The organism is Pseudomonas sp. PDM21, assembly GCF_014852505.2.
GTDB lineage: Bacteria > Pseudomonadota > Gammaproteobacteria > Pseudomonadales > Pseudomonadaceae > Pseudomonas.
Genome location: NZ_CM181223.1, coordinates 286837 through 310464 on the forward strand (window position 1 = coordinate 286837; position 23628 = coordinate 310464).

Consider the following 23628-nt stretch of genomic DNA (forward strand, 5'->3'; position numbering starts at 1 on the left):
GCGGGGTGGCAGGCAAGAGCTGACAGCCACCTTCGCGCCGGCGTTTTCCGGTGGTAGCACCGGACAACCCGTCCGGCGGGCCGCAAGTGCCACGACAGTCGATCATCGTATGCTGTCGTGTGTGGCTTCTCCCCGCTTTCATCCTTTGATCCGGTCGCCCGATGAGCGGCCACTGAGGAAGCTATGAGCAAAACCAACGAATCCCTGCTGCAACGTCGTCAGGCCGCCGTACCGCGCGGTGTAGGCCAGATCCACCCGGTCGTCGCCGAGCGCGCCGAGAATTCCACCGTGTGGGACGTCGAAGGTCGTGAGTACATCGACTTCGCCGGCGGCATTGCCGTTCTGAACACCGGTCACCTGCACCCGAAAGTGGTTGCCGCCGTTCAGGAACAGCTGACCAAGCTGACCCACACCTGCTTCCAGGTGCTGGCGTACGAGCCCTACATCGAGCTGGCCGAAGAGATCGCCAAGCGCGTTCCGGGCAACTTCCCGAAGAAGACCCTGCTGGTCACCTCCGGCTCCGAGGCCGTTGAAAACGCCGTCAAGATCGCCCGTGCCGCCACCGGCCGCGCTGGCGTGATCGCCTTCACCGGCGCCTACCACGGCCGTACCATGATGACCCTGGGCCTGACCGGCAAGGTCGTTCCGTACTCCGCTGGCATGGGCCTGATGCCGGGCGGCATCTTCCGCGCCCTGGCTCCGTGCGAACTGCACGGCGTGAGCGAAGACGAGTCGATCGCCAGCATCGAGCGCATCTTCAAGAACGACGCCCAGCCGCGTGACATTGCTGCCATCATCATCGAGCCGGTTCAGGGCGAAGGTGGCTTCTACGTAAACTCCAAGGCCTTCATGCAGCGCCTGCGCGCCCTGTGCGACGAGCACGGCATCCTGCTGATCGCTGACGAAGTACAGACTGGCGCTGGCCGTACCGGCACCTTCTTCGCCACCGAGCAACTGGGCATCGTTCCGGACCTGACCACCTTCGCCAAGTCCGTTGGCGGTGGTTTCCCGATCTCCGGTGTTTCCGGTAAAGCCGAAATCATGGACGCCATCGCTCCCGGCGGCCTGGGCGGCACCTACGCCGGTAGCCCGATCGCTTGCGCCGCGGCCCTGGCCGTGCTGAAAGTGTTCGACGAAGAGAAGCTGCTGGAGCGTTCGCAAGCCGTTGGCGAGAGCCTGAAGGCCGGTCTGCGCGACATCCAGGCCAAGCACAAGGTAATCGGCGACGTTCGTGGCCTGGGTTCGATGATCGCCATCGAGCTGTTCGAAGGCGGCGATCACAACAAGCCGGCCGCTGAACTGGTCAGCAAGATCGTGGTTCGTGCCCGTGAGAAAGGTCTGATCCTGCTCTCCTGCGGTACCTACTACAACGTGATCCGCTTCCTGATGCCCGTCACCATCCCTGACGCGCAGCTGGAAAAAGGCCTGGCCATCCTCGCCGAGTGCTTCGACGAACTGGCCTGAGCCTTACCGCTCTAACGGTTCAGAAGAAGGCCCGCGCAAGCGGGCCTTTTTTATGGGCGCGCTTTCTGTGTTTGTTTGTGTGAATTGTGCGCCGAAGTTGATGGCGCGCATGGGAAAGCTCGTGGGCTTTGGACTACGCTGCGCAGTATCCGAAGGCCGTTGGCCGGCGGCATCCGAAGGACCGGGCACGCGGCAGGGAAGGCTCAGGATCGGTTGTTTCCGCCCGCGACGGCATCTGTCCCGAACGAGGTGCGATCCATGAGCGTTTCGCCCGGCGTGCTGGTCGCTGCCAGCGACCCCTGGAGCCGCGAGCTGCTCGGCCAGCTGGTGCTGAGCGTGCGCTGCGACGCCACCGTCGAGTTCTGCGAGGACGGTGATACGGCCATCGAGGCCTGTCGCCGGCATCCCTTCGCCCTGATCCTGGCCGAGCGCGAGCTGCCCGGCAGTGACGGCCTGGAACTGCTGCGCCACGTGCGCATGCGCCGTCGCGGGCCGGTCGCCCAGCCCTTCATCCTGATCAGCTGCAAGGCCGATGCCGCCAGCGTGCGCGCCGCCTTGCCGCTGGCGCCCACAGCCTACCTGGTCAAACCGTTCAACGCCGAGAATCTGCGCGAACGCCTGCGCTCGCTGTTGCTGGCGCCGGGGGAAAACGTCGTCTGCGAGCTGCCGACCCTGGAGCAGAGCCTGTCGCTGGAGCGCTTCCTGCAGACCGAGCGCGACGCCACTGAAGGTGCGCCGCTGATGGGCGAGGTCGGTGCAGCGGTGAATCGCTGCATGGAGGCCAGTGACATCAACCTGGAGATGCTCGAACAGGAGTTCGGCCACGATCCACAGATCACCGCCTGCCTGATCTCCGCCGCCAACAGTGCCGCGCGGCACGTCGGCATGCCCTGCCAGACGCTGATGCAGGCGCTGTCGCGCCTGGGCGTGGCGCAGGCGCTGAACCTGATGCTGGCCGTGGCGCTGCAGCGCGCCGCGACGCTCGATGACCCGCTGCTCAAGGAGCGTGCCGAGCGCTTCTGGGAGCTTTCCCGGCATACCGCCGACGCTGCTTTCGCGCTGGCTGAGTCCCTCGGCGCCTATGCCGATCGCTGCTTTACCGCCGGGTTACTGCACTGCCTGGGCGATCTGGCACTGCTGCGCAGTCTGCAGGACTGGCACAGCGCGGGTGGTGAGCTGGGCGAGGCGGACGTTGACAAGGCCCTGAAGGAGCACGGCGCGAGCTTCGGCTCTGCCTTGCGCACCCGCTGGCGCCTGCCGCTGGAGCTGCGCAACCTGATCGCCGCCGCCTACGCCATCGACAATGGCGTGTTCAGTCGTGAGGCTTTGATCGTCAATCTTGCCGCCAGTGCCGCGCGTCTGCCGGAAGAGGAGCTGCCCAGGCTCAAGGACCACAAGGCCGCGCGCATGCTGCAACTGACGCCTGCGCAGTTGGGCTATCTGGGGCGGACCTGAGCGCTCAGGACTGCGTGTAGTAGTACTTCTTCGCCCAGGCGTAGGGGCGCTGCCGCTCGGCGCACCAGGTGGCGAAGTCGCCTTCGGGCTGTGCCGAGTAGGCCTGCCAGTCATCCAGCATCGCCGACAGTTGCACGGCTTCCTTGGCGGGGCGGGAGAACGGACTGGCGTCCGGTGCCTCGGCGATGAGCTGAGTCGCCCGCTCCAGCGCCTGGCGCGCGTCGGCCGGCTCACCGATGAAGAAGCCCTCGTCCAGATGGTGCATCGCGTAGTCCGCGGCGCCCAGGGCGAAATCGATCAATCGGTAGCGAACAGTGACATCGTCCGGGCCGACCGCCAGCGCGCGGCGCAGGAGATCGCCATCATTCTGCAGCAGCCCCAGCCAGCGCAGCGGTGCGTGCGCCGTCGGTGCGCTGTCAATCCAGGCTTGCAGTGTCGGGACCAGGAAGCGCGCGAGCAGAGGCTGGGCGAGGAACTGGTGGGCTTCGCGCGTCTGGCTGTGCAGCGTGAGTATCTGCAGGCTCAGCTCGCGGGCTGGCAGGGTGTCGGGGGCAGGGGTATTGCGCAGGAACCCTTCGAGGGCGGCAAACGCCTCGCGGCGCACGCCTCGACTGCGGGCGCGGGCGTAATCCGCCAGCGCCTGCAGGCCGGGCCGGCTCGCCAGTTCATCGGCGAGCCGCTCCAGTCCTTCGAAGTTTTCCTGATTCCAGTAGTGCATGAACCGCTGTGCTCAGCGCGTGGCCAGCAGTTCCTTGCCGCGAGCGACGGCGGCGCGGACCTGGTTCGGCGCGGTACCGCCGATGTGGTCGCGGGCGTTCACCGAGCCCTCCAGGGTCAGCACGGCGAACACGTCGTCGTCGATCTGGTCGCTGAACTGGCGCAGTTCGTCCAGGCTCATCTCGGCCAGGTCCTTGCCGCTGTCTACGCCGTACTTCACGGCGTGGCCGACGATCTCGTGGCAATCACGGAACGGCAGGCCACGGCGCACCAGGTAGTCGGCGAGGTCAGTGGCGGTGGAGAAGCCGCGGCGGGCCGCTTCGCGCATGATCTCGCGCTTGGGCTTGATCGCCGGAACCATGTCGGCGAAGGCGCGCAGGCTGTCGCGCAGGGTGTCGGCGGCGTCGAACAGCGGTTCCTTGTCTTCCTGGTTGTCCTTGTTGTACGCCAGCGGCTGGCCCTTCATCAGGGTCAGCAGGCCGGCGAGGTGGCCGAATACGCGGCCGGACTTGCCACGCACCAGCTCCGGGACGTCCGGGTTCTTCTTCTGCGGCATGATCGAGGAGCCGGTGCAGAAGCGGTCGGGCAGGTCGATGAACTGGAACTGGGCGCTGGTCCAGAGCACCAGCTCTTCGGAGTAGCGCGACAGGTGCATCATCGCGATCGAGGCGGCGGCGCAGAATTCGATGGCGAAGTCGCGGTCGGACACGCCGTCCAACGAATTACCGGAGATCGCTTCGAATCCCAGCAGTTCGCAGGTGATGGTCCGGTCGATCGGGTAAGTGGTGCCCGCCAGCGCGGCGCTGCCCAGGGGCATGCGGTTGGCGCGCTTGCGGCAGTCAACCAGGCGCTCGTAGTCGCGGCTGAGCATTTCGAACCAGGCCAGCAGGTGGTGGCCGAAGGTCACCGGCTGCGCGGTCTGCAGGTGGGTGAAGCCGGGCATGATGGTGTCGGCTTCGGCTTCCGCCAGGCCCAGCAGGCCCTGCTGCAGGCGGGTGATCTCGGCGAGGATCAGGTCGATCTCGTCACGCAGCCACAGGCGGATGTCGGTGGCGACCTGGTCGTTGCGCGAACGGCCGGTGTGCAGTTTCTTGCCAGTGACGCCGATGCGGTCGGTCAGGCGCGCCTCGATGTTCATGTGGACATCTTCCAGGTCGAGGCGCCAGTCGAAGGTGCCGGCCTCGATCTCGCTCTGGATCTGCTTGAGGCCGTCGATGATGGTGTCGCGCTCGGCGTCGCTCAGCACGCCGACCTTGGCCAGCATGGTGGCGTGGGCCATGGAACCCATGATGTCGTGGCGGTAGAGGCGCTTGTCGAAGTCGACGGAAGCGGTGAAGCGGGCGACAAAGGCATCGACGGGCTCGCTGAAACGGCCGCCCCAGGACTGGTTGGTCTTCTCTACGCTCATGGATCTCTCTCGCTGAAACGGGCAGGCGCGGCGCGCAGCCTGCATGAAGGGCAAAGTGCGACGATAATAGCAGGCTGAAGGACAAAACCGGCGGCGCTTTGGCGGGTTGCGGCGGGGGAGTGGCGGTGAATCGTCGCAGGTCCCGTGCCGATCTTTGCGCTGCCCGACAATTCCTGGCTTTTGGTCGCACGCGGCGCTTGCCGCCGTGCAGGCGCTTACGGAAACTGCGTCGATGCCCAGACTGACGAAGACCGGCGACAAGCCGGCGCCCAACGAAGACTACTTCATCCCCGAACTCTGCCAGCCCGAAGCGCTGTTCAGCCTGGTGCTGCTCGCCGAGCTGCTGGTGCTCGTGCTGGTGCTCGCCGAGCCGATGACCCCCAGCTTCAACTGGGTGCGCCTGGCCCTGTCCTCGCTGTTCGTGCAGTGGATCGTGCTGCTCTCGGCCGGCCTGCTGTGCCAGTTGCGACCGTTCATGGCGCGCTGGCCGGCCTGGTTCTCCGGCCTGCTCAGCTGTGTGCTGGTGGTCCTGCTGACACTGGCCTGCACCTGGGTGGCGGATTATTTCTCCCTTGGCGGGCCCATGAGCCGCACCGGTGAGGTCAACCTCTACCTGCGGCATGCGTTGATTGCGCTCATCATGTCCACGCTGTTGCTACGCTATTTTTATCTGGTGAGCCAATGGCGACGGCAGGAGCAGGCTGAACTGCGGGCGCGGATCGAATCGCTGCAGGCGAGAATCCGTCCGCACTTCCTGTTCAACAGCCTCAATAGCATCGCCAGCCTGATCGAGATCGATCCGGGCAAGGCCGAGCTGGCGGTGCTGAATCTTTCGGACCTTTTTCGCGCCAGCCTGGCCAAACCTGGAACATTAATTTCCTGGGGAGAGGAACTTGAGCTGGCCAGACGCTATCTTTCCATTGAGCAGTTCCGTCTTGGCGACCGGTTGCAGATGGACTGGCAGGTGAGCGGCGTGCCCGATGGCGTGCCGATTCCCCAGCTGACACTGCAGCCGTTGCTCGAGAACTCATTGATTTATGGCATCCAGCCGCGCATCGAAGGCGGTCTGGTGAAAGTTGAGGCGGACTACCGTGACGGTGTGTTCCAGCTCTGCGTGAGCAACCCGTACGACGAATCGACCGAGACGCTGCCCACGAAGGGGACCAAGCAGGCCCTGCAGAATATTGCAGCGCGACTTGCGGCACTTTTCGGGCCAAAAGCTAGTCTCACCGTCGAGCGCCGTGACGGACGGCACTTCACCTGTCTACGCTATCCATGTGCGCGTCTCATGCAGGAAGCCTGAGCTTATGAATGTCCTGATCGTCGATGACGAACCCCTGGCGCGAGAGCGCCTGGCCCGGCTGGTGGGGCAACTGGACGGCTATCGCGTCCTCGAGCCATCCGCCAGCAACGGCGAAGAAGCGCTGACGCTGATCGACAGCCTGAAGCCGGATATCGTCCTGCTGGATATCCGCATGCCCGGCCTGGACGGGCTTCAGGTGGCCGCCAAGCTGTGCGAGCGCGAAGCCCCGCCGGCGGTGATCTTCTGCACTGCCCATGATGAATTCGCCCTGGAGGCGTTCCAGGTCAGTGCGGTCGGCTACCTGGTCAAGCCGGTCCGCAGCGAGGACCTGGCCGACGCCCTGAAGAAAGCCTCGCGGCCCAACCGCGTGCAACTGGCGGCGCTGACCAAACCCCCGGCCGCCGGCGGTCCCGGCCCGCGCAGCCACATCAGCGCGCGGACCCGCAAGGGGATCGAGCTGATTCCGCTGGAAGACGTGATCTTCTTCATCGCCGACCACAAATACGTGACCCTGCGCCACGCGGGCGGCGAAGTGCTGCTGGACGAACCGCTGAAGGCGCTGGAAGACGAGTTCGGTGACCGCTTCGTGCGCATCCACCGCAACGCGCTGGTCTCCCGCGAGCGTATCGAGCGCCTGCAGCGCACCCCGCTGGGGCACTTCCAGCTGTACCTGAAAGGACTCAACGGCGACGCGCTGACCGTCAGCCGCCGCCATGTCGCTGGCGTCCGCCGACTCATGCATAACCTGTAGCGACACAGTGCCGCAGCGCCTGAAGCCCGGGGGGCGGCCCCCGGGCTTTTCGTTTGCGTGAGCTGTTATCATGCGGGCACTTTCTTGCACGCTTCCTTTGCCTGGAAATGCCCATGTCTCGCGAAATCCGTATCGCCACGCGCCAGAGCGCCCTGGCACTCTGGCAGGCCGAATACGTCAAGGCCCGCCTGGAACAGGCCCACCCCGGCCTGACCGTGACCCTCCTGCCGATGACCAGCCGCGGCGACAAGCTGCTGGACGCGCCGCTGGCGAAAATCGGCGGCAAGGGCCTGTTCGTCAAGGAACTGGAAACCGCCCTGCTGGAGAACGAAGCGGACATCGCCGTGCACTCCATGAAGGACGTGCCGATGGACTTCCCCGAAGGCCTGGGCCTGTACTGCATCTGCGAACGTGAAGACCCGCGCGATGCCTTCGTCTCCAATACCTACGCAAGCCTCGATGACCTGCCCGCCGGTAGCGTGGTCGGCACCTCCAGCCTGCGCCGTCAGGCCCAACTGCTGGCCAGCCGCCCGGACCTGCAGATCCGCTTCCTGCGCGGCAACGTCAACACTCGCCTGGCCAAGCTCGATGCCGGCGAATACGACGCGATCATCCTCGCCGCCGCTGGCCTGATCCGCCTCGGCTTCGAAGACCGCATCCGCTCCTCCATCAGCGTTCAAGCCAGCCTGCCGGCCGGAGGCCAGGGTGCGGTGGGCATCGAGTGCCGTACCGCCGACGCGGAAATCCACGCCCTGCTGCAGCCGCTGCATCACCGTGAGACCGCCCTGCGTGTCACCGCCGAGCGTGCGCTGAACAAGCGCCTCAATGGCGGTTGCCAGGTGCCCATCGCCTGCTACGCCATCCTCGAAGGTGACCAGCTGTGGTTGCGCGGCCTGGTCGGTCAGCCCGACGGTACCGAACTGTTGCGTGCCGAAGCCCGCGCGCCCTCCGCCGAAGCCGAAACCCTCGGCGTGAAGGTCGCGGAAGACCTGCTGGGCCAGGGCGCCCAGGAAATCCTCGACGCGGTCTACGGCGAGGCTGGTCACCCGTGAGCCGCTGGCGGCTGCTGCTGACCCGTCCCGAAGAGGATTGCGCGGCGCTCGCCGCCACCCTCGCCGAACACGGCATCCACGGCGACTGCCTGCCCTTGCTGGCGATCACGCCACGCGAAGAGACACCCATCGAGCGCAGCCTGATCCTTGACCTGGACCGCTACTGCGCGATTATCGTGGTCAGCAAGCCCGCGGCGCGCCTGGGCCTCGAGCGGCTCGACCGCTACTGGCCGCAGCCGCCGCTGACCCAGCGCTGGTTCACCGTCGGCGCCGCCACGGCGGCTATCCTCGAAGACTACGGTCTGGATGTGGTCTGCCCGCAAGATGGCGACGACAGCGAAGCCCTGCTTGCCTTGCCCGAGTTCGAGCAGGCCCTGCAGGTGCACGACCCGAAGGTGCTGATCATGCGCGGCGAGAGTGGCCGAGAATTCCTCGCCGAGCGCCTGCGCGGCCAAGGCGTGGTGGTCGACTATCTGGAACTCTACCGGCGCGAAATGCCGGCTTACCCTCCGGGCGAACTGCTGCGGCGAATCCAGGGGGAGCGTTTGAACGCCATCGCGGTCAGTAGTGGGCAGGGTCTCGAGCACCTGCGCCAGCTGGCGGCGGCGGATTGGCCGCAAGTCAGTGCCATGCCGTTGTTCGTGCCCAGCCCGCGGGTGGCTGAGCAGGCGCGGGAGATGGGGGCGCTGCAAGTAATCGATTGCCGGGGCGCAAGCCCGGCGGCATTAATGGAAGCGTTGAGAAGCGCCGACTAGAACAATTTCCGAGCGAAGGATGGATCTGTGAGCGAAGCCGTCACTCCCCAAGAGACTTCACCAACATCGTCCAGTCCGGCCGCCGCGCCGGCCCCGCGCAAGGGTGGCACGGGCATCGCCCTGCTGGCCCTGCTGGTCGGCGCCGCCGGCCTCGCCGCAGGTGGCTGGGGCGTCTGGCAGGTCCAGCAGCTCAAGGGCGCCGAGCAGCAACGCGCCGCGCAACTGGAAGATGCCCGCGCCCAGGCGCAGGGCGTGCAGAACGCCAACGCCGAGCTGAACAAGCGCCTGGATACCCTGCCCAACGCCGACGAGCTAGAAGCCCGCCGCCGCCTCGTGGTGGAGCTGCAGGGCGACCAGCAGCAGCTGGCCAAGCAGGTCAAGCAGGTACTGGGGCAGAGTCGCCAGCAGTGGCGCCTGGCCGAGTCCGAGCATCTGTTGCGTCTGGCAGCACTGCGTCTCTCTGCGCTGCAGGACATCGACAGCGCCACCGAGCTGGTGCAGGGCGCCGACGACATCCTTCGTGTAAACAACGACCCGGGCGCCTTCGCCGCCCGTGCGCAACTGGCCAAGAGCCTCGAAGCGCTGCGCGCGCTGCCGCGTCCGGACCGTACCGGGCTGTTCCTGCAACTGGGCGCGCTGCGCGACCAGGCTGCGCAACTGCAGCCGTTGAACCCGGCGTTCAAGCCTTCGGAGGGTGGTACCGGCCCGAGCACCGCCTGGGGCGACGGCAGCAGCACCTGGGACCAGTGGTGGGAGCGCATCTCACGCTACGTGCGCATTGATTTCAACGCCGGGCAGGACATCCGTCCGCTCCTATCCGGACAGCAACTGGACCGTGTACGCCTCGCCCTGAGCCTTGCCCTGGAGCAGGCGCAGTGGGCCGCGCTGAACGGCAAGCAGGACGTCTACGAGCAGGCGCTGAAGCAGGCCAAACAGATAGTCGGCGACTTCTTCAACGCCGACCTCGCCGACAGCCGCGCGCTGGTTGCGCGACTGGATGAGCTCAGCGGTCAGGCCGTCACCGTGCAGACGCCGGACCTCGGCCCGGCCCTGAGTTCGCTGCAGGCCTACCTGTCGCGCCGCGAGAATGCGGTGCAGCAGCAGGAGGCGGTGGCGCCGGACGCGGGGACCCAGCCATGAGCCGCGTCTATGTCCTGATCCTCGCCGTGGTCCTGGCGGCCACCCTGGTCGGGCTGGCCATCGCCGAGCAGTCCGGCTACGTGCTGATCGCCTACAAGAGCTTCCGTTACGAATCCAGCCTGTGGACCTTCCTCGCGCTGCTGGTGGTGCTTTGGGTGATCTACCTCGTCGTGCGCCTGGTATTGCGCCTGCTGGGCGTGTCCGGGCGCGTGGTGAATCCCTGGTCGCGCTTCAACCGGCGCCGTCGCTCGCAACTGGCCGAGGAACACGGCCAGCGTGATCTCGCCGAAGGCCACTGGGCGCAGGCGCTGCGTCACCTGCGTCGCGCCGCCGAGCTGAGCGATCGCCCGCTGCCGCATTACCTGGGCGCCGCCCGCGCGGCCAATGAGCTGGGCAAGACCGAAGAGTGCGACGAACTGCTGGACCGCGCCCAGGAGCGCGAGCCCGGCACCGAGCTGGCGGTGGGGCTGACCCGTGCCCAACTGCTGATCAACCGCGGCGACTTCACCCGCGCTCGCGTGGTGCTGGACAAGCTGCATCAGGATCACCCGCGTCATCCGACCGTGCTGCGCCTGCTCCAGCAGCTCTACGTCAGCCTCCACGACTGGCAGGCGCTGTGCGTGCTGCTGCCCGAACTGCGCAAGGAGCGTGTGCTGCAGAACGCCGAGCTGGCGGACCTGGAGCGCCGCACCTGGATGGCTGCGCTGGGCGAAGCGGGCGAGCAGGGCCTCGGCCAGGGTGAAAGCAGCCTGCAGCCGCTGACCCAGCGCTGGCAGACCGTGCCCTCCAACCTTCGCGCGCAGCCGCCGCTGGTGGCCGCCTACGCCGAACAGCTGCTGCGCCTGGGCGCACCGGAAGAGGCCGAGGACGTGCTGCGCAAGGCGCTCAAGGAAGGCTACGACAGTCGCCTGGTACACCTCTATGGCCGTGCCCGTGGCCGCGATGGTGCGCACCAGTTGAAGACTGCCGAAGGCTGGCTGAAGCAGCATGGCGACGACCCGGAGCTGCTGCTGACCCTCGGCCGCCTGAGCCTGCAGAACAAGCTGTGGGGCAAGGCGCGCGAGTACCTGGAAGCCAGCCTGACTCGCCAGCGCAGCGCAGAAACCTGCGCCGAACTGGCGCGGCTGCTGGCGCAACTGGGTGAGGTGGAACGCAGCAACCAGCTGTTCCAGGAAGGTCTCGGCCTGCTGGCTCCGCCGGTTTCACTGCCGGTGGCCGTGCGCGCCTGAGCCTGGCGATGCCAATGAAAACGGCGCCCCGGGGCGCCGTTTTCAATTTCAGGGCTTGCCGTAGCGGATGCGGTAGATCGCCCCATTCTGGTCATCGCTGACCAGCAGCGAGCCGTCCGGCGACACCAGCACGTCCGCCGGCCTTCCACTAACCCCGCCATCCTTGTCGAGCCAGCCATCGGCGAACACGCTCTGGCGCTTCAGCGTGCCATCGTCATTGAGCTCGATCCGTGCCACGCGGTAGCCGATCTTCTGCGTGCGGTTCCACGAGCCGTGCTCGGCGATGAACAGGTTGTTGCGGTACTCGGCGGGGAACTGCTCGCCGGTGTAGAAACGCAGCCCCAGTGCGGCGACGTGCGGGCCGAGCTTGGCCACGGGAGGCGTGAACGCGGAGCAGGGTTTCCTGCTCTCCTCGGGATCGGCGATGTCGCCCTGGTGGCAGTCGGGATAGCCGAAGTCCTCGCCCACCTTGCTGACCTTGTTCAGCTCGTCATCGGGCTTGTCGTCGCCGAGCAGGTCGCGTCCATTGTCGGTGAACCACAGCTGCCTGGTCTGTGGGTGCCAGGTGAAGCCGACGGTGTTGCGGATGCCGTAAGCGACCACTTCCCGCGCGCTGCCATCGGCGTTCATGCGCTGCAGGTTGGCGTATTGCTCGCGGTCCGGGCGGCAGATATTGCACGGAGCGCCGACTGGTACGTAGAGCTTGTCGTCCGGGCCGAAAGCGATGAATTTCCAGCCGTGCGCGGTCTCCTTCGGAAACTGTACCGGTAGTTCTTCGGCCTTGGGAGGTGCGTCGAGGTGCGCTTCGATGTCGCGCAGCACGACGACGCGGTTGATCGACGACACATACAGGTCGCCCTTGTGGAAGGTCACGCCCACAGGCATCTGCAGGCCATCGGCGAGCGCTTTCACCTGGCCGTCGGGCTTCACCGCGTAGACCTTGTCGGCAGAGCGACTGCCCACGAACAGCGTGCCTTTTTCGCCCCAGGCCATGGCGCGGGCGCCGGGCACCTGGTCGGTGAGCAGGCTGATGTGGAAGCCTTCAGGGAGTCGGATCTGGCTGAGGTCGGTGGCAGCTATGGCCGGCGCTGCTGTCAGGGAAAGCAGCGAGCAAAGTAGGAAATGACGACGCATGGCAGGAATTCCCGGATGAGTGCCACGGCCAGTCTAGACACTCGCCTTGAACTGATCGGCGTGTTTCCACTACCGTAGCGGCCTTTCGTGCAACAGCGCTTTTCAGCGGAGCCGCCATGAACCTGGCCAGCCCTCGTTCCCTGTTCTTCCTTGCTTTCCTCGCCTGCGTCGCCTTGCTCGGTACAGGCTTCTACCTGCAGTACGTGGTCGGGCTGGAGCCCTGCCCGCTGTGCATCCTGCAGCGCATCTTCTTCGCCGGTTGCGGGCTGTTCTCGCTGATCGCCGCGCTGCACGGCCGTGCGCCGCGTGTGTACTCGGTGCTGATCCTGCTCAGCGCCCTGGGCGGTGCCGGCACCGCGGGCCGTCAACTCTGGCTGCAGACCCTGCCGCCGGACCAGCTGCCGTCCTGCCTGCCGCCGCTGGATTTCATGCTCGAGAGCATGCCCTACACGCAGATCCTCTACACCATGTTCCACGGTTCGGCCGACTGCGCCGAGGTCACCTGGACGCTGCTCGGCATGAGCATTGCGGAGTGGAGTCTGCTGGCCTTCATCGGCTTCGCCCTGTTCGCCATCGTGCAGTTCTTCCGCCGCCGCGGCTGAGCGTCGCATCTCAATTCGCCATGGTCTGCGCCTCTTCGGCGCAGGCCAGAGGCGTCGCGGTCTGTCGATTAAACGCTCGTATGAATTTTCCCGTTGCCGGTGTCTTGAAGGCGATAACGGGCGGGCATACTCTGGTTTTCCACTCCGTCGGAAAGCCGCCGCCGAACAAGCTTCATACATCGCGGACGTCGAGAATCGACAGAATATTGTCCCGGGGCGGACCTAGCCGGGACGGCGAAAGGGAAGTGAGGACAACATGCTCGAGAGCTGCCGTAATGCCCAGGAACGTTGGGGAGGCGTACACCAGCTGATCGACCGCTGGTTGCGGGATCGACATGAGTTGGTCCGGGCATTCGATTCCCTGGACGGTGTCCAGGCGCCGAAGACCAACGCCGAAAACCTCCAGAGCTTCTGCCAGCTCCTGCTCGACTACGTGTCGGCGGGACACTTCGAAGTGTACGAACAGCTGATGAACGAGGCGCAAGCCTTCGGTGATACGCGCGGCCTTGAACTGGCCAAGCAGATCTACCCACGCCTGGAGACCATCACCGCCAACGCGCTGAACTTCAACGACCGCTGCGACAACGGCGATTGCCGCGAAGGCACCTGCCTGACCAGCGAACTGAAAAGCTTGCGCCAGCAACTGCACGAACGCTTCGAACTGGAAGACTGCCTGATCGAAGTGCTGCACAACTCCCACGAGCAGAAAGCCGTTACGGCCTGAACGAAGGGACTTCCGACAACGGCGCGAGCGCTCGAAGCACTCGCGCCGTTTTCGTTTGTGTCGGGGTGGTGACGCTCTTGCCAATCGTGGGCGGGGCTTCAAGTCACGTGGGAGTGGACTTTGTCCGCGCTGTTCCGAGCCTCGCACTCTGAGCCCGCAGCGCTGAAAAACTCGCGCCGTTCGGCAGCTTGCAGCGGTACTCTCAGCGTCTTTTTCGCGCGATGAATCGCCGCTGAAAATGGGCTGCAACGGTGACTGCGAGCGGGGGCTCGCAAGAGTATTTCCACCGTGCCACGAGCGTGATTCTCGCGTCGTGCTGACGCGTCTCGAACGACTGGCAGTCTGCTTTCGTCGATACTGCTGCGTGTTGTGCAAAAGGCTCTGCGACGGGCTTTTCCGGCCTGCTTCGAAAATTTATTTTTCATCGTCAAACGCACGCACCACGGGCGTTTGCGCTGCCTGGCCGATTGCGCCAATGGAACCAAGTGCGCGGGGTAGCGTCATTGAGTGAGTGAAAAAACGCGCCTTCGCGCACTGCTGAAAACCTCTGAAGCCAATGCCTGCTGCGGCCTGCAGCACAATAGGGACATTGGCGAGAGGCCATCAGCGGGGCTAGTATGGGCGCAACCACGTCCGCCAGGAGGCACGTCATGTCGGCCAACAAGAAACCCGTCACTACCCCTCTGCACCTGCTGCACCAGTTGTCCAACAGTCTGATCGAACACCTCGAAGGTGCCTGCAAGCAGGCGCTCGTCGATTCCGAAAAGCTGCTCGCCAAGCTCGAGAAACAACGCGGCAAGGCTCAGGAGAAGCTGCACAACGCACGCACCAAGCTGCAGGACGCGACCAAGGCCGGCAAGGCGAAGGCGCAGGCCAAGGCCAAGTCGAGCATCGCTGAGCTCGATGGCGTGCTGGATGTTCTGAAGACCCGCCAGACTGAAACCCGTGCCTACATCGCCAACCTCAAGCGCGATGTGCAGGAGAGCCTCAAGCTCGCCCAGGGCGTGACCAAGGTGAAGGAAGCCGCTGGCAAATCCCTCGCTACCCGCAAGCCGGCTGCCGCCGCTGCCAAACCGGTTGCCAAGGCTGCCGCCAAACCGGCCGCTAAACCCGCTGCCAAACCGGCTGCCAAGCCCGCCGTGAAAGCTGCCGTCAAGCCCGCTGCGAAGCCGGCCGCCAAGGTTGCCGCTGCCAAGCCTGCTGCTGCCAAACCGGCTGCCAAGCCCGCCGCCAAACCGGCTGCCAAGGCTGCCGCTAAACCGGCTGCGAAGCCCGCTGCGAAAGCCGCCGCCAAGCCGGCAGCCAAACCCGCTGCCAAGTCTGCTGCCGCTGCTGCCAAACCGGCCGCCAAGGCTGCCGCTAAACCGGCTGCGAAGCCTGCTGCGAAAGCCGCCACCAAGCCGGCAGCCAAACCCGCTGCCAAGCCTGCTGCCGCTGCCGCCAAACCGGCCGCTAAACCGGCTGCGAAGCCTGCTGCGAAAGCCGCTGCCAAACCCGCCGCCAAGCCTGCTGCCGCCAAGCCCGCCGCTGCCGCAAAACCGGCTGCCAAGCCTGCCGCGAAGCCTGCTGCCGCTGCCAAACCGGCTGCCAAACCCGCCGCTAAACCGGCTGCCAAACCGGCCGTGAAAGCCGCTGCCAAGCCTGCCGCAAAGCCGGCCGCCAAGCCGGCCGCCAAGCCTGCTGCCAAACCGGCTGCGGCCAAGCCCGCCGTGGCTGCCAAACCGGCCGCTCCGGCTGCCCCGAGCGCACCGGCTGCCCAGCCGAGCACTCCGGCCGCTACCCCGGTTGCCAGCGCCACTCCGGCATCGGCTGCTCCGGCCAGCAGCAACTCCTCCAGCGCTTCCTAAGGCTCAGGAGAGGCTCGCCGCGGTGCGCAGGGTTTCCCGCGCATCGCGGCGCAAGCCGCCCGTTCCGCCTGCCGCGGCTTCCAGCCAGCGCGCCAGGTCCTCCGCTTCATCCCGTGGCCAATCCTGCGCCACCGTCCCCAGTCTCCCCAGCAGCACCTTTTCCGCTTCCAGTTCGAGCTGTTTGACCCGCTCGCGCAATGGCGCCAGCTGCGCATCCTGCTCCGCGGATTCCCGCCAGCGCTGACGCAGCGAACGCAAAGGCACAACCACCTCTTCGCGCCATCCCTGCGCCGTGCTTTCCAGCTCGCTCATTCGCGCCGCCGCGAAGGCCACGCCAGTGCCGCCCAGCCACGCTGCAGCGAGCACCAGGCAGACATCCGCGCCGCCTTCCTGCAGGGTCAGGCAAGCCGCCTCAACCCCAGGGCGGGCGTAGAGTTTCAGTGCATACGACCAGACATCATCAGACATAGAGCACCCACAGCGATTGCCAGGCGAAGCTGATAAACTCCGCCGCCATGATTCGACTACAAAATCTTACGCTACAGCGTGGCCCCCAGCGCTTGCTGGAAGGTGCCGAACTCACCCTGCACGCCGGACAGAAAGTCGGCCTGATCGGCGCCAACGGCGCCGGCAAGTCGAGCCTGTTCGCCCTGCTGCGCGGCCAGCTCGGCCAGGACGCCGGCGACTGCTACCTGCCCGCTGACTGGCGTATCGCGCACATGCGCCAGGAGGTCGATACCCTCGACCGCCTCGCCGTCGACTACGTGCTCGACGGCGACGTGCACCTGCGCAAGATCCAGGCGGACCTCGCCGCGGCGGAAGACGCCCACGACGGCACCGCCCTGGCGCGCCTGCACAGCGAGTTGGACAGCGCCGACGGATACACCGCTGATGCCCGCGCGCGCAAGCTGCTGGCCGGCCTGGGCTTCACCTCCGAGCAGATGGACCGCCGCGTCGGCGACTTCTCCGGTGGCTGGCGGATGCGCCTGAACCTGGCTCAGGCGCTGATGTGCCCGTCCGAACTGCTGTTGCTCGACGAGCCCACCAACCACCTCGACCTCGACGCCATCCTCTGGCTGGAAGAGTGGCTCAAGGGTTACCCGGGCACGCTGCTGCTGATCTCCCACGACCGCGACTTCCTCGACGCCGTGGTGGATAACATCGCCCACCTCGAACAGCGCAGGCTGACCCTGTACCGTGGCGGCTACTCGGCCTTCGAGCGTACCCGTGCCGAACGCCTCGCCCAGCAGCAACAGGCGTACGAGAAGCAGCAGGCGCAACGCGCCCACATGGAAAAGTACATCGCCCGCTTCCGCGCCCAGGCCACCAAGGCCCGCCAGGCACAGAGCCGGATCAAGGCGCTGGAACGCCTGGAAGAGCTGGCGCCGGCCCACGTCGATTCGCCGTTCGACTTTGCCTTCCGCGAGTCCGACAAGATTTCCAGCCCGCTGTTGAATCTCTCCGAAGCCCGCCTGGGCTACGGCGACAAGACCGTGCTGGAAAAGGTCAAGCTGCAGCTGGTACCGGGCGCGCGCATCGGCCTGCTCGGCCCCAACGGAGCGGGCAAGTCGACGCTGATCAAGACCCTCTCCGGCGACCTGTCGCTGCTGTCCGGTGAGCTTGCCCGTGGCGAAAACCTCGCCATCGGCTACTTCGCCCAGCACCAGCTCGATTCGCTCGACCCCAAGGCCAGCCCGCTGCTGCACCTGGCGCGCATCGCGCCGGCCGAGCGCGAGCAGCCCCTGCGTGACTTCCTTGGCGGCTTCGACTTCCGTGGTGAGCGCTGCGACGAGCCGGTGCTGAACTTCTCCGGTGGCGAGAAGGCGCGCCTGGCCCTGGCACTGATCGCCTGGCAGAAGCCCAACCTGCTGCTGCTCGACGAACCGACCAACCACCTCGACCTGGAAATGCGCCTCGCGCTGACCCTCGCGCTGCAGGAGTTCTCCGGCGCCGTGGTGGTGGTGTCGCACGATCGTCACCTGCTCAAGAGCACCACCGACGAGTTCCTGCTGGTGGCCGACGGGCGCATCCAGGAGTTCGACGGCGATCTCGAGGACTACGCCCGCTGGCTGGTGGATTTCCGCGCGCGGCAGGCGCCGTCGTCGCCCGCCGCTCCCGCTGGCGACAAGACTGACAAGCGCGCCCAGCGCCAGGCCGCCGCGGCCCTGCGCCAGCAGCTCGCCCCGCACAAGCGCGAGGCGGACAAGCTGGAGAAGGAGCTGGGCAAGGTCCACGAGCAGTTGGCCGAGTTGGAACAGCGCCTCGGCGACAGCGCGCTCTACGAGTCCTCGCGCAAGGATGAACTGCGTGATCTGCTGGCCCGCCAGGCGACCCTCAAGGGCCGCGAAAGCGAGCTGGAAGAGTCCTGGCTGATGGCGCTGGAAACCCTCGAAGAGTTGCAGCGCCAGCTCGAGGCCAGCGAGTGATGGACGACGTGAACCTGCTGGTGGCGTGGAGCGAACCGCTGCTGCGCGGCGGGCAGATCATCCTCGTCCTGCTGCTGGCGTGGCTGGTGCAGCGCGTGGTGACGCGCGCCGTCAGTCGCCTGGGCGAACGCTATCCGATGCCGCCGGAGCTGCTGCTGCCGCTGCGCGGCGGCCTGCGCTGGCTGATCATGGGCTCGGCGGTAATGCTCGTACTGGAGCGCCTGGGCGTTTCCGCCGATGTGCTCTGGGCCGCGCTGACCGGCTTCGCCGCCGTTGCGGCGGTGGCCTTCTTCGCCATCTGGAGCGTGCTCTCCAATCTGTTCTGCGCGCTGATGATCTTCACCATGGGCCCGTTCCGCCTGGGGGATCGCGTGGAAGTCATCGAGTCTGCCGACAAGCCCGGCGTGAAGGGCCGGGTGATCGCAATCAACCTGCTCTATACCACCCTGGAGGAAGTCGCCGAGGACGGCACCCCCGGCGCGCTGCTGCAGGTGCCGAACAACCTGTTCTTCCAGAAGGCCATCCGCCGCTGGCGCGGCCCGAATTTCCCCACCACCCCCTGACCCCTTGACCCCCAACGGACATCCCCACTATGGAATGGCTCACTAGCCCTGAGATCTGGGTTGCCTTTCTGACCCTGACTGCCCTGGAAATCGTACTGGGCATCGACAACATCATCTTCATCTCGATCCTGGTTGGCCGCCTGCCGCCCGCCCAGCAACCCAAGGCGCGTTTCTTCGGCCTGGCGCTGGCGATGGGCACGCGCATCCTGCTGCTGCTGTCGATCACCTGGGTGATGCGCCTGACGGCCGACCTGTTCACCGTGTTCGACCACGGCATCTCCGGGCGCGACCTGATCCTGTTCTTCGGCGGCCTGTTCCTGCTGTTCAAGAGCACCATGGAAATCTTCCACAGCCTGGAAGGTGCGGAGGAGGGCGGGCAGCAAGGCGGCAAGTCCCGCGGCTTCATGGGCATCATTATCCAGATCGCGATCATCGACATCGTCTTCTCGCTGGACTCGGTGATCACCGCCGTGGGCCTGGTGCAGCACGTACCGGTGATGGTCGCGGCGATCGTCATCTCGGTCGGCGTGATGATGCTGTCGGCCGGCACCATCAGTGCCTTCATCGAGAAGCACCCGTCGCTGAAGATGCTCGCGCTGTCGTTCCTCATCGTGGTCGGCACCGTGCTGATCGCCGAGGCTTTCGAGATCCACGTGCCCAAGGGCTACGTGTACTTCGCCATGGCCTTCTCGCTGGCGGTGGAGGCGATCAATATCCGCCTGCGCGGCGCCCTGGCGCGCAAGCGCGGCGAGGAGCCGGTGAAGCTGCGCAAGGACATCCCGAGCTGATCGGTCTGTCCTGAAGCGAAAAAAGCCCGGCCTAGCGCCGGGCTTTTTGTTGGGCACCCAAAATGTAGGAGCGGGCCATGCCCGCGATCGCGCGCGTGGCGCGCTCCTACAAGGATCATCCGACCTTCGTCGGCAACGCTGGGCGAGTCGGCGCGACTGAGGCACACTGGCTTCCCGTAACAAATTATTGCGCCTGCCTGGGCGCCGTGAGGTTCGCAATGCTCGCCAGTACCTGGTTCGCCTTCTTCATCGCCTGCTGGGTGATCAGCCTGTCGCCCGGCGCCGGGGCCATCGCCTCGATGTCCTGCGGGCTGCAATACGGTTTCTGGCGCGGCTACTGGAATGCCCTGGGCCTGCAGATCGGCCTGGCGCTGCAGATCGCGATCGTCGCTGCAGGCGTCGGTGCGCTGCTCTCGGCTTCGGCGGTGGCGTTCAGTGCGATCAAGTGGTTCGGCGTGGTGTACCTGGTCTACCTCGCGTACCGCCAGTGGACCGCTGCTCCGCAGGTGATGGCGGCGAGCGGCGAGCGCCCCATCGGCCGGCCGCTGACCCTGGTGCTGCGCGGCTTCCTGGTCAACGCCAGCAACCCCAAGGCGGTGATCTTCATGCTCGCGGTGCTGCCCCAGTTCGTCGACCCGCACCGTCCGATGGCGATCCAGTACGTGATCATGGGCGCCACCATGATCACCGTAGACCTGATCGTCATGGCCGGCTACACCGGTCTGGCCGCGCGCGTACTGCGCGCCCTGCGCTCGCAACGCCAGCAGCGGGTGATGAATCGGACTTTCGCGACCCTCTTCGTAGGCGCCGCCGCACTGCTCGCCACCGTCCGCCGTGCACCGGCCTGAGGGGGATTTCCTGGCTCCGGAGCGCCCTTGTGAGCGCTTCGGACGCAACTCTGCGGGACATTTGTCCTTGCATAGACGGAAACCTGAGGTGACAATTTAACCTCTTTCATTCTCATTTACCTTTCCGTATGCGCCCCTCCAAACTTTTCGTCTGGCTGTTGCCGCTGGTCGGTCTCTTCAGCCTTGGAGCTCACGCCGACACGGCTGTCGACCCCTCCCAAGCCCTTCACCTGCTCAGCTACCTCGCTGCCGACTACCCGGCCACCGTCACTGACGGCAAGGTCGTGGACGAGAGCGAATACAAGGAGCAGCTGGAGTTCGTCGGCAATCTGCAGGCGCTGATCGTCACCCTGCCGGCCGCCCCCGAACGCGCCGACCTGGAAAAGGATGCCGCCAGCCTCAAGCAGGCCATCGAGCAGCGCCTCCCCGGCAAGCAGGTCGCCCAGCAGGCCCGTCATCTGGAGGCGCGCGTCGCCGACATCTACCAGGTGGTGCAGACCCCTTCGATCACCCCGGACCCTACTCGCGCCGCCGAGATCTACACCCAGCAGTGCTCGATCTGCCACGGTGATGCCGGCAAGGGCGACGGCCCGGCAGGCATCGGCCTGGAGCCGCCCCCGGCCAACCTGACCGACCGCGCGCGCCTCGACCAGCTGAGCCTGTACGACCTGCGCAACGTCATCGGTCTGGGCGTTTCCGGCACCGACATGCCGGCCTTCGCCGACCAGCTCGACGAGCGTCAGCGCTGGGACCTGGCGTCCTATATCGCCGGCCTCAGCGCCGGCCAGGCCAAGGCCGACCCGGCTCACGCCTACCCGCTGGCGACCCTTTCGACCCAGACCCCGGCCGATGTCGCCGAGCGCGATGGCGAGGCAGCGGCCGAGAGCTTCCGTGCTCTGCGTGCCCACCCGCCGCTGGAGCACCGTGGCCCGGCGCAGCAGATCGACTACACCTCCGCGACCCTGGACAAGAGCTTCGCCGTGTACCGCTCCGGCGACCACGATCAGGCCTACGACCTGTCCGTGGCGGCCTACCTGGAAGGCTTCGAGCTGGTGGAAAGCTCGCTGGACAACGTCGACGCCGACCTGCGCAAGGCCACCGAGAAGCAGCTGATGGCCTACCGTCAGGCGCTGCGTGACGGCCTGCCGGAAGCCGAAGTGGCTCAGCAGCTGGCACTGGCCAAGGCCAAGCTGGCGGACGCCGCCAAGGCCCTGAGCGGCGACTCGCTGAGCACCTCCATTAGCTTCGTCTCGGCCCTGCTGATCCTCCTGCGCGAAGGCGTGGAAGCGATCCTGGTGCTGGCCGCGATCCTCGCCTTCCTGCGCAACACCGGGCAGGAGAAGGCGGTGCGCGGCGTCCACATCGGCTGGGGCCTGGCCTTCGTCGCCGGCTTCGCTACCTGGGCAGTCGCCGCCTACGTCATCGACATCGGCGGTGCCCAGCGCGAGCTGATGGAAGGCTTCACCTCGCTGTTCGCCTGCGTGATGGTGCTCTGGCTCGGCGTGTGGATGCACGACCGCCGCCACGCCGCCGCCTGGCAGGACTACATCCGCAGCAGCCTGGTGGGTGGCGGTGGCCGCTTTGGCTTCGCGGTGCTGGCGTTCTTCTCGGTCTACCGCGAGCTGTTCGAAGTCATCCTGTTCTACGAGACCCTCTGGCTGCAGGCCGGCCCGGCCGGTCACAATGCGGTGATCGCTGGTGCGGGCACTGCCGTGGTGATCCTGATCGCCATCGCCTTCGTGATCCTGCGTGGCTCGGCGAAGCTGCCGCTGAAGCTGTTCTTCACCGTCAACGCCGCGCTGCTCTGCGCCCTGTCGGTGGTCTTCGCCGGTCACGGCGTGGTCGCCCTGCAGGAAGCCGGCGTGATCGGTACCCGCCCGGTGCCGTTCTTCGACTTCGACTGGCTCGGCATCAAGGCCGACGCCTACTCGCTGTCGGCCCAGGCCGTGGCGCTGGTGGCGGTGGCCGTGCTCTACGGACGCAGCTACTTCTCCGAGCGCCGCAAGGCCGCCGAGATCGCCTCGTCCTGAGGCGATAGCTGAGCGATACACGACGGCCAGTGCGATACTGGCCGTCGTGCTTTCTGGAGATTGGTTTCCGATTATGCGTATCTGGATCGATGCCGACGCCTGCCCGCGCGCGGCCAAGGAACTGGTGGCCAAGTTCGCCCTCAAGCGCAAGCTCGAGGTGGTGATGGTCGCCGGCCAGCCCGTGGCCAAGCCGCCGTTCGCCTGCGTCAGCCTGATAGTGGTGCCCAGCGGGATGGACGCCGCCGACGATTACCTGGTGGAGCAGGCCGAGCCCGGCGACCTGGTGATCTGCAGCGACGTGCCGCTGGCCGACCGGCTGGTGAAGAAGGGCGTCGATGCGCTGGACCCGCGTGGCCGCGAGTTCGACGAGAAGAACATGGGCGAGCGCCTGGCCGTGCGCAACCTGTTCACCGACCTGCGCGAACAGGGCCAGGTGGGGGGAGGGCAGGCGCCCTACGGCGACAAGGACCGCCAGGCCTTCGCCAACGGCCTGGACCGGCTGCTGACGCGCCTGCTGCGCGAGGCGGAGAGCCGCAAGGGCTGACCCGGCCTGAAACGAAAACGCCCGGCAATGCCGGGCGTTTTGCGTTCAGCGTGTTGCTCAGGCCAGTTCCAGCACCCGGTCGACCGCCTTGTTGATACCGCTGGCGGCTTCGGCGATGGACTGCGCGAGCATGTAGGCCGGCGTGGTGACCAGCTTGTGGTCCTTGTCCTCGACGATGTCTTCCACGGCGCAGTCGATGTGCTTGGCGCCCATGCTGGTCAGTGCCTGGGCGGTACCCTCGTCGGTACCGATGGTGCATTCCACGCCGGCGCCATAGATGCGCGCGGCCATGGCCGGGGCGATGCAGAGCAGGCCAACCGGCTTTTTCGCCGCAGCGAAGGCCTTCGCCAGGGCCAGTACGTCCGGCTGCACTTCGCACTGGTCACCCTTGAAGGCGAAGTCGCTGAGGTTCTTTGCCGCGCCGAAACCGCCGGGAACGATCAGGGCATCGAAGTCCTCGGCCTTGGCTTCGCGGATGTCCTTCACCTCGCCACGGGCGATGCGCGCGGATTCCACCAGCACGTTGCGGCTCTCGGCCATTTCTTCGCCGGTGAGGTGGTTCAGCACATGGTGCTGGGCGATGTTCGGGGCGAAGCACTGCACCTTGGCGCCGCGCTGGGAAAGACGCAGCAGGGTGATCACGCTTTCATGGATCTCGGCGCCGTCATAGACGCCGCAGCCGGAGAGGATGACGGCAACTTTCTTCTGCATGGACTGCTCCTGTTCGAGGATGCCGGGCATGTCGCGATATGCCGCCCGGCTTGGCGCCGGCGGTCGGGGCCGGCGCGGAGGTAGAGGCTAGGATCAACGAATCTGGGCCTTCCCATAAGCATAACGACTCGGCCACG

At 66.2% G+C, this 23628-nt stretch carries 21 protein-coding genes and 1 pseudogene; 17 read left to right on the forward strand and 5 right to left on the reverse strand.

Annotated elements, in window-relative coordinates:
* The first annotated feature begins 183 nt into the window (after positions 1-183).
* Positions 184-1464, forward strand: coding sequence for a 4-aminobutyrate--2-oxoglutarate transaminase (gene gabT / locus IB275_RS01415; protein ID WP_045213232.1), 1281 nt, complete (start codon positions 184-186; stop codon positions 1462-1464).
* Positions 1465-1722: 258 nt separating this feature from the next.
* Positions 1723-2919: an HDOD domain-containing protein gene (locus IB275_RS01420; RefSeq protein WP_192293961.1), complete on the forward strand. Its 1197-nt coding sequence runs from the start codon at positions 1723-1725 to the stop codon at positions 2917-2919.
* A 4-nt stretch (positions 2920-2923) separates the two neighbouring features.
* Here IB275_RS01420 and IB275_RS01425 read toward each other — a convergent pair whose 3' ends face one another.
* On the reverse strand, positions 2924-3637 hold the full coding sequence (locus IB275_RS01425) for a hypothetical protein (protein WP_192293960.1): 714 nt from the start codon (positions 3635-3637) through the stop codon (positions 2924-2926).
* A gap of 12 nt (positions 3638-3649) precedes the next feature.
* The gene (argH, locus tag IB275_RS01430) at positions 3650-5044 is read right to left on the reverse strand and encodes an argininosuccinate lyase (RefSeq protein WP_192293959.1); all 1395 of its coding nucleotides are present in this window, start codon (positions 5042-5044) and stop codon (positions 3650-3652) included.
* A gap of 232 nt (positions 5045-5276) precedes the next feature.
* On the opposite strand from argH, the gene IB275_RS01435 reads away from it, so the two are divergent.
* The 6 genes from IB275_RS01435 (at position 5277) to IB275_RS01460 (ending at position 11274) form a co-directional block, all read left to right on the forward strand.
* Positions 5277-6347 carry a sensor histidine kinase gene (locus IB275_RS01435; protein ID WP_138213207.1) on the forward strand — a complete coding sequence of 357 codons (1071 nt, stop codon included), beginning with the start codon at positions 5277-5279 and terminating at the stop codon, positions 6345-6347.
* A 4-nt stretch (positions 6348-6351) separates the two neighbouring features.
* Positions 6352-7098, forward strand: a complete 747-nt coding sequence (algR, locus tag IB275_RS01440) for an alginate biosynthesis regulator AlgR (protein WP_017521347.1) — start codon at positions 6352-6354, stop codon at positions 7096-7098.
* A 113-nt stretch (positions 7099-7211) separates the two neighbouring features.
* Positions 7212-8150, forward strand: a complete 939-nt coding sequence (gene hemC / locus IB275_RS01445; protein ID WP_192293958.1) for a hydroxymethylbilane synthase — start codon at positions 7212-7214, stop codon at positions 8148-8150.
* A complete protein-coding gene (locus IB275_RS01450) occupies positions 8147-8905 on the forward strand; it encodes a uroporphyrinogen-III synthase (protein WP_192293955.1) in 759 nt (252 codons plus the stop codon). Before hemC ends, IB275_RS01450 begins: the two co-directional genes overlap by 4 nt.
* Before the next feature lie 27 nt (positions 8906-8932).
* Positions 8933-10045, forward strand: a complete 1113-nt coding sequence (locus tag IB275_RS01455; protein ID WP_192293953.1) for a uroporphyrinogen-III C-methyltransferase — start codon at positions 8933-8935, stop codon at positions 10043-10045.
* The gene (locus IB275_RS01460) at positions 10042-11274 is read left to right on the forward strand and encodes a heme biosynthesis HemY N-terminal domain-containing protein (RefSeq protein WP_192293951.1); all 1233 of its coding nucleotides are present in this window, start codon (positions 10042-10044) and stop codon (positions 11272-11274) included. The genes IB275_RS01455 and IB275_RS01460 overlap by 4 nt, the downstream gene beginning before the upstream one ends.
* Positions 11275-11322: 48 nt before the next feature.
* Here IB275_RS01460 and IB275_RS01465 read toward each other — a convergent pair whose 3' ends face one another.
* Positions 11323-12408 carry a PQQ-dependent sugar dehydrogenase gene (locus tag IB275_RS01465; protein WP_192293950.1) on the reverse strand — a complete coding sequence of 362 codons (1086 nt, stop codon included), beginning with the start codon at positions 12406-12408 and terminating at the stop codon, positions 11323-11325.
* A gap of 116 nt (positions 12409-12524) precedes the next feature.
* Between IB275_RS01465 and IB275_RS01470 the strand changes: the two genes are divergently transcribed.
* The 3 genes and pseudogenes from IB275_RS01470 to IB275_RS01480 form a co-directional block, all read left to right on the forward strand.
* Entirely contained in the window at positions 12525-13010 is a 486-nt protein-coding gene (locus IB275_RS01470) for a disulfide bond formation protein B (RefSeq protein WP_138213202.1), read from the forward strand.
* 256 nt (positions 13011-13266) lie between these two features.
* Positions 13267-13734 carry an Rsd/AlgQ family anti-sigma factor gene (locus IB275_RS01475; protein WP_045213212.1) on the forward strand — a complete coding sequence of 156 codons (468 nt, stop codon included), beginning with the start codon at positions 13267-13269 and terminating at the stop codon, positions 13732-13734.
* A 650-nt stretch (positions 13735-14384) separates the two neighbouring features.
* Positions 14385-15269, forward strand: a pseudogene (locus IB275_RS01480) (AlgP family protein); the annotation flags it as partial.
* A gap of 315 nt (positions 15270-15584) precedes the next feature.
* On the opposite strand, the gene IB275_RS01485 reads toward IB275_RS01480, so the two are convergent.
* Positions 15585-16049 (reverse strand): TIGR02444 family protein, encoded by a 465-nt coding sequence (locus tag IB275_RS01485; protein WP_192293946.1) that lies wholly within the window; start codon positions 16047-16049, stop codon positions 15585-15587.
* Positions 16050-16096: 47 nt separating this feature from the next.
* Between IB275_RS01485 and IB275_RS01490 the strand changes: the two genes are divergently transcribed.
* The 6 genes from IB275_RS01490 to IB275_RS01515 all read left to right on the forward strand — a co-directional run bounded on the left by IB275_RS01490 (position 16097) and on the right by IB275_RS01515 (position 22780).
* Positions 16097-18007, forward strand: coding sequence for an ATP-binding cassette domain-containing protein (locus IB275_RS01490; RefSeq protein ID WP_192293943.1), 1911 nt, complete (start codon positions 16097-16099; stop codon positions 18005-18007).
* A complete protein-coding gene (locus tag IB275_RS01495) occupies positions 18007-18570 on the forward strand; it encodes a mechanosensitive ion channel family protein (RefSeq protein ID WP_081518722.1) in 564 nt (187 codons plus the stop codon). Before IB275_RS01490 ends, IB275_RS01495 begins: the two co-directional genes overlap by 1 nt.
* A 29-nt stretch (positions 18571-18599) precedes the next feature.
* Positions 18600-19358 (forward strand): TerC family protein, encoded by a 759-nt coding sequence (locus IB275_RS01500; protein WP_081519501.1) that lies wholly within the window; start codon positions 18600-18602, stop codon positions 19356-19358.
* Between the two features lie 218 nt (positions 19359-19576).
* Complete coding sequence (locus IB275_RS01505; protein WP_054910211.1) at positions 19577-20206, forward strand: LysE family transporter; 630 nt, start codon at positions 19577-19579, stop codon at positions 20204-20206.
* Between the two features lie 128 nt (positions 20207-20334).
* On the forward strand, positions 20335-22236 hold the full coding sequence (locus IB275_RS01510; protein WP_151189005.1) for a cytochrome c/FTR1 family iron permease: 1902 nt from the start codon (positions 20335-20337) through the stop codon (positions 22234-22236).
* Positions 22237-22309: 73 nt separating this feature from the next.
* The gene (locus IB275_RS01515) at positions 22310-22780 is read left to right on the forward strand and encodes a YaiI/YqxD family protein (protein ID WP_081519504.1); all 471 of its coding nucleotides are present in this window, start codon (positions 22310-22312) and stop codon (positions 22778-22780) included.
* A gap of 57 nt (positions 22781-22837) precedes the next feature.
* On the opposite strand, the gene elbB is transcribed toward IB275_RS01515, so the two are convergent.
* Positions 22838-23491 (reverse strand): isoprenoid biosynthesis glyoxalase ElbB, encoded by a 654-nt coding sequence (gene elbB / locus IB275_RS01520; RefSeq protein ID WP_192293935.1) that lies wholly within the window; start codon positions 23489-23491, stop codon positions 22838-22840.
* Positions 23492-23628 lie beyond the last annotated feature (137 nt).

Bases quoted from the DNA above. Each gene is read 5' to 3' on its own strand.
- IB275_RS01485 (WP_192293946.1), bottom strand. From the start codon at position 16,049: ATGTCTGATGATGTCTGGTCGTATGCACTGAAACTCTACGCCCGCCCT.
- IB275_RS01505 (WP_054910211.1), top strand. From the start codon at position 19,577: ATGCTCGCCAGTACCTGGTTCGCCTTCTTCATCGCCTGCTGGGTGATC.
- IB275_RS01510 (WP_151189005.1), top strand. From the start codon at position 20,335: ATGCGCCCCTCCAAACTTTTCGTCTGGCTGTTGCCGCTGGTCGGTCTC.
- IB275_RS01420 (WP_192293961.1), top strand. From the start codon at position 1,723: ATGAGCGTTTCGCCCGGCGTGCTGGTCGCTGCCAGCGACCCCTGGAGC.
- IB275_RS01495 (WP_081518722.1), top strand. From the start codon at position 18,007: ATGGACGACGTGAACCTGCTGGTGGCGTGGAGCGAACCGCTGCTGCGC.
- IB275_RS01435 (WP_138213207.1), top strand. From the start codon at position 5,277: ATGCCCAGACTGACGAAGACCGGCGACAAGCCGGCGCCCAACGAAGAC.
- IB275_RS01475 (WP_045213212.1), top strand. From the start codon at position 13,267: ATGCTCGAGAGCTGCCGTAATGCCCAGGAACGTTGGGGAGGCGTACAC.
- IB275_RS01460 (WP_192293951.1), top strand. From the start codon at position 10,042: ATGAGCCGCGTCTATGTCCTGATCCTCGCCGTGGTCCTGGCGGCCACC.
- elbB (WP_192293935.1), bottom strand. From the start codon at position 23,491: ATGCAGAAGAAAGTTGCCGTCATCCTCTCCGGCTGCGGCGTCTATGAC.
- IB275_RS01470 (WP_138213202.1), top strand. From the start codon at position 12,525: ATGAACCTGGCCAGCCCTCGTTCCCTGTTCTTCCTTGCTTTCCTCGCC.
- IB275_RS01425 (WP_192293960.1), bottom strand. From the start codon at position 3,637: ATGCACTACTGGAATCAGGAAAACTTCGAAGGACTGGAGCGGCTCGCC.
- algR (WP_017521347.1), top strand. From the start codon at position 6,352: ATGAATGTCCTGATCGTCGATGACGAACCCCTGGCGCGAGAGCGCCTG.
- IB275_RS01515 (WP_081519504.1), top strand. From the start codon at position 22,310: ATGCGTATCTGGATCGATGCCGACGCCTGCCCGCGCGCGGCCAAGGAA.
- hemC (WP_192293958.1), top strand. From the start codon at position 7,212: ATGTCTCGCGAAATCCGTATCGCCACGCGCCAGAGCGCCCTGGCACTC.
- IB275_RS01465 (WP_192293950.1), bottom strand. From the start codon at position 12,408: ATGCGTCGTCATTTCCTACTTTGCTCGCTGCTTTCCCTGACAGCAGCG.
- argH (WP_192293959.1), bottom strand. From the start codon at position 5,044: ATGAGCGTAGAGAAGACCAACCAGTCCTGGGGCGGCCGTTTCAGCGAG.
- IB275_RS01490 (WP_192293943.1), top strand. From the start codon at position 16,097: ATGATTCGACTACAAAATCTTACGCTACAGCGTGGCCCCCAGCGCTTG.
- IB275_RS01500 (WP_081519501.1), top strand. From the start codon at position 18,600: ATGGAATGGCTCACTAGCCCTGAGATCTGGGTTGCCTTTCTGACCCTG.
- gabT (WP_045213232.1), top strand. From the start codon at position 184: ATGAGCAAAACCAACGAATCCCTGCTGCAACGTCGTCAGGCCGCCGTA.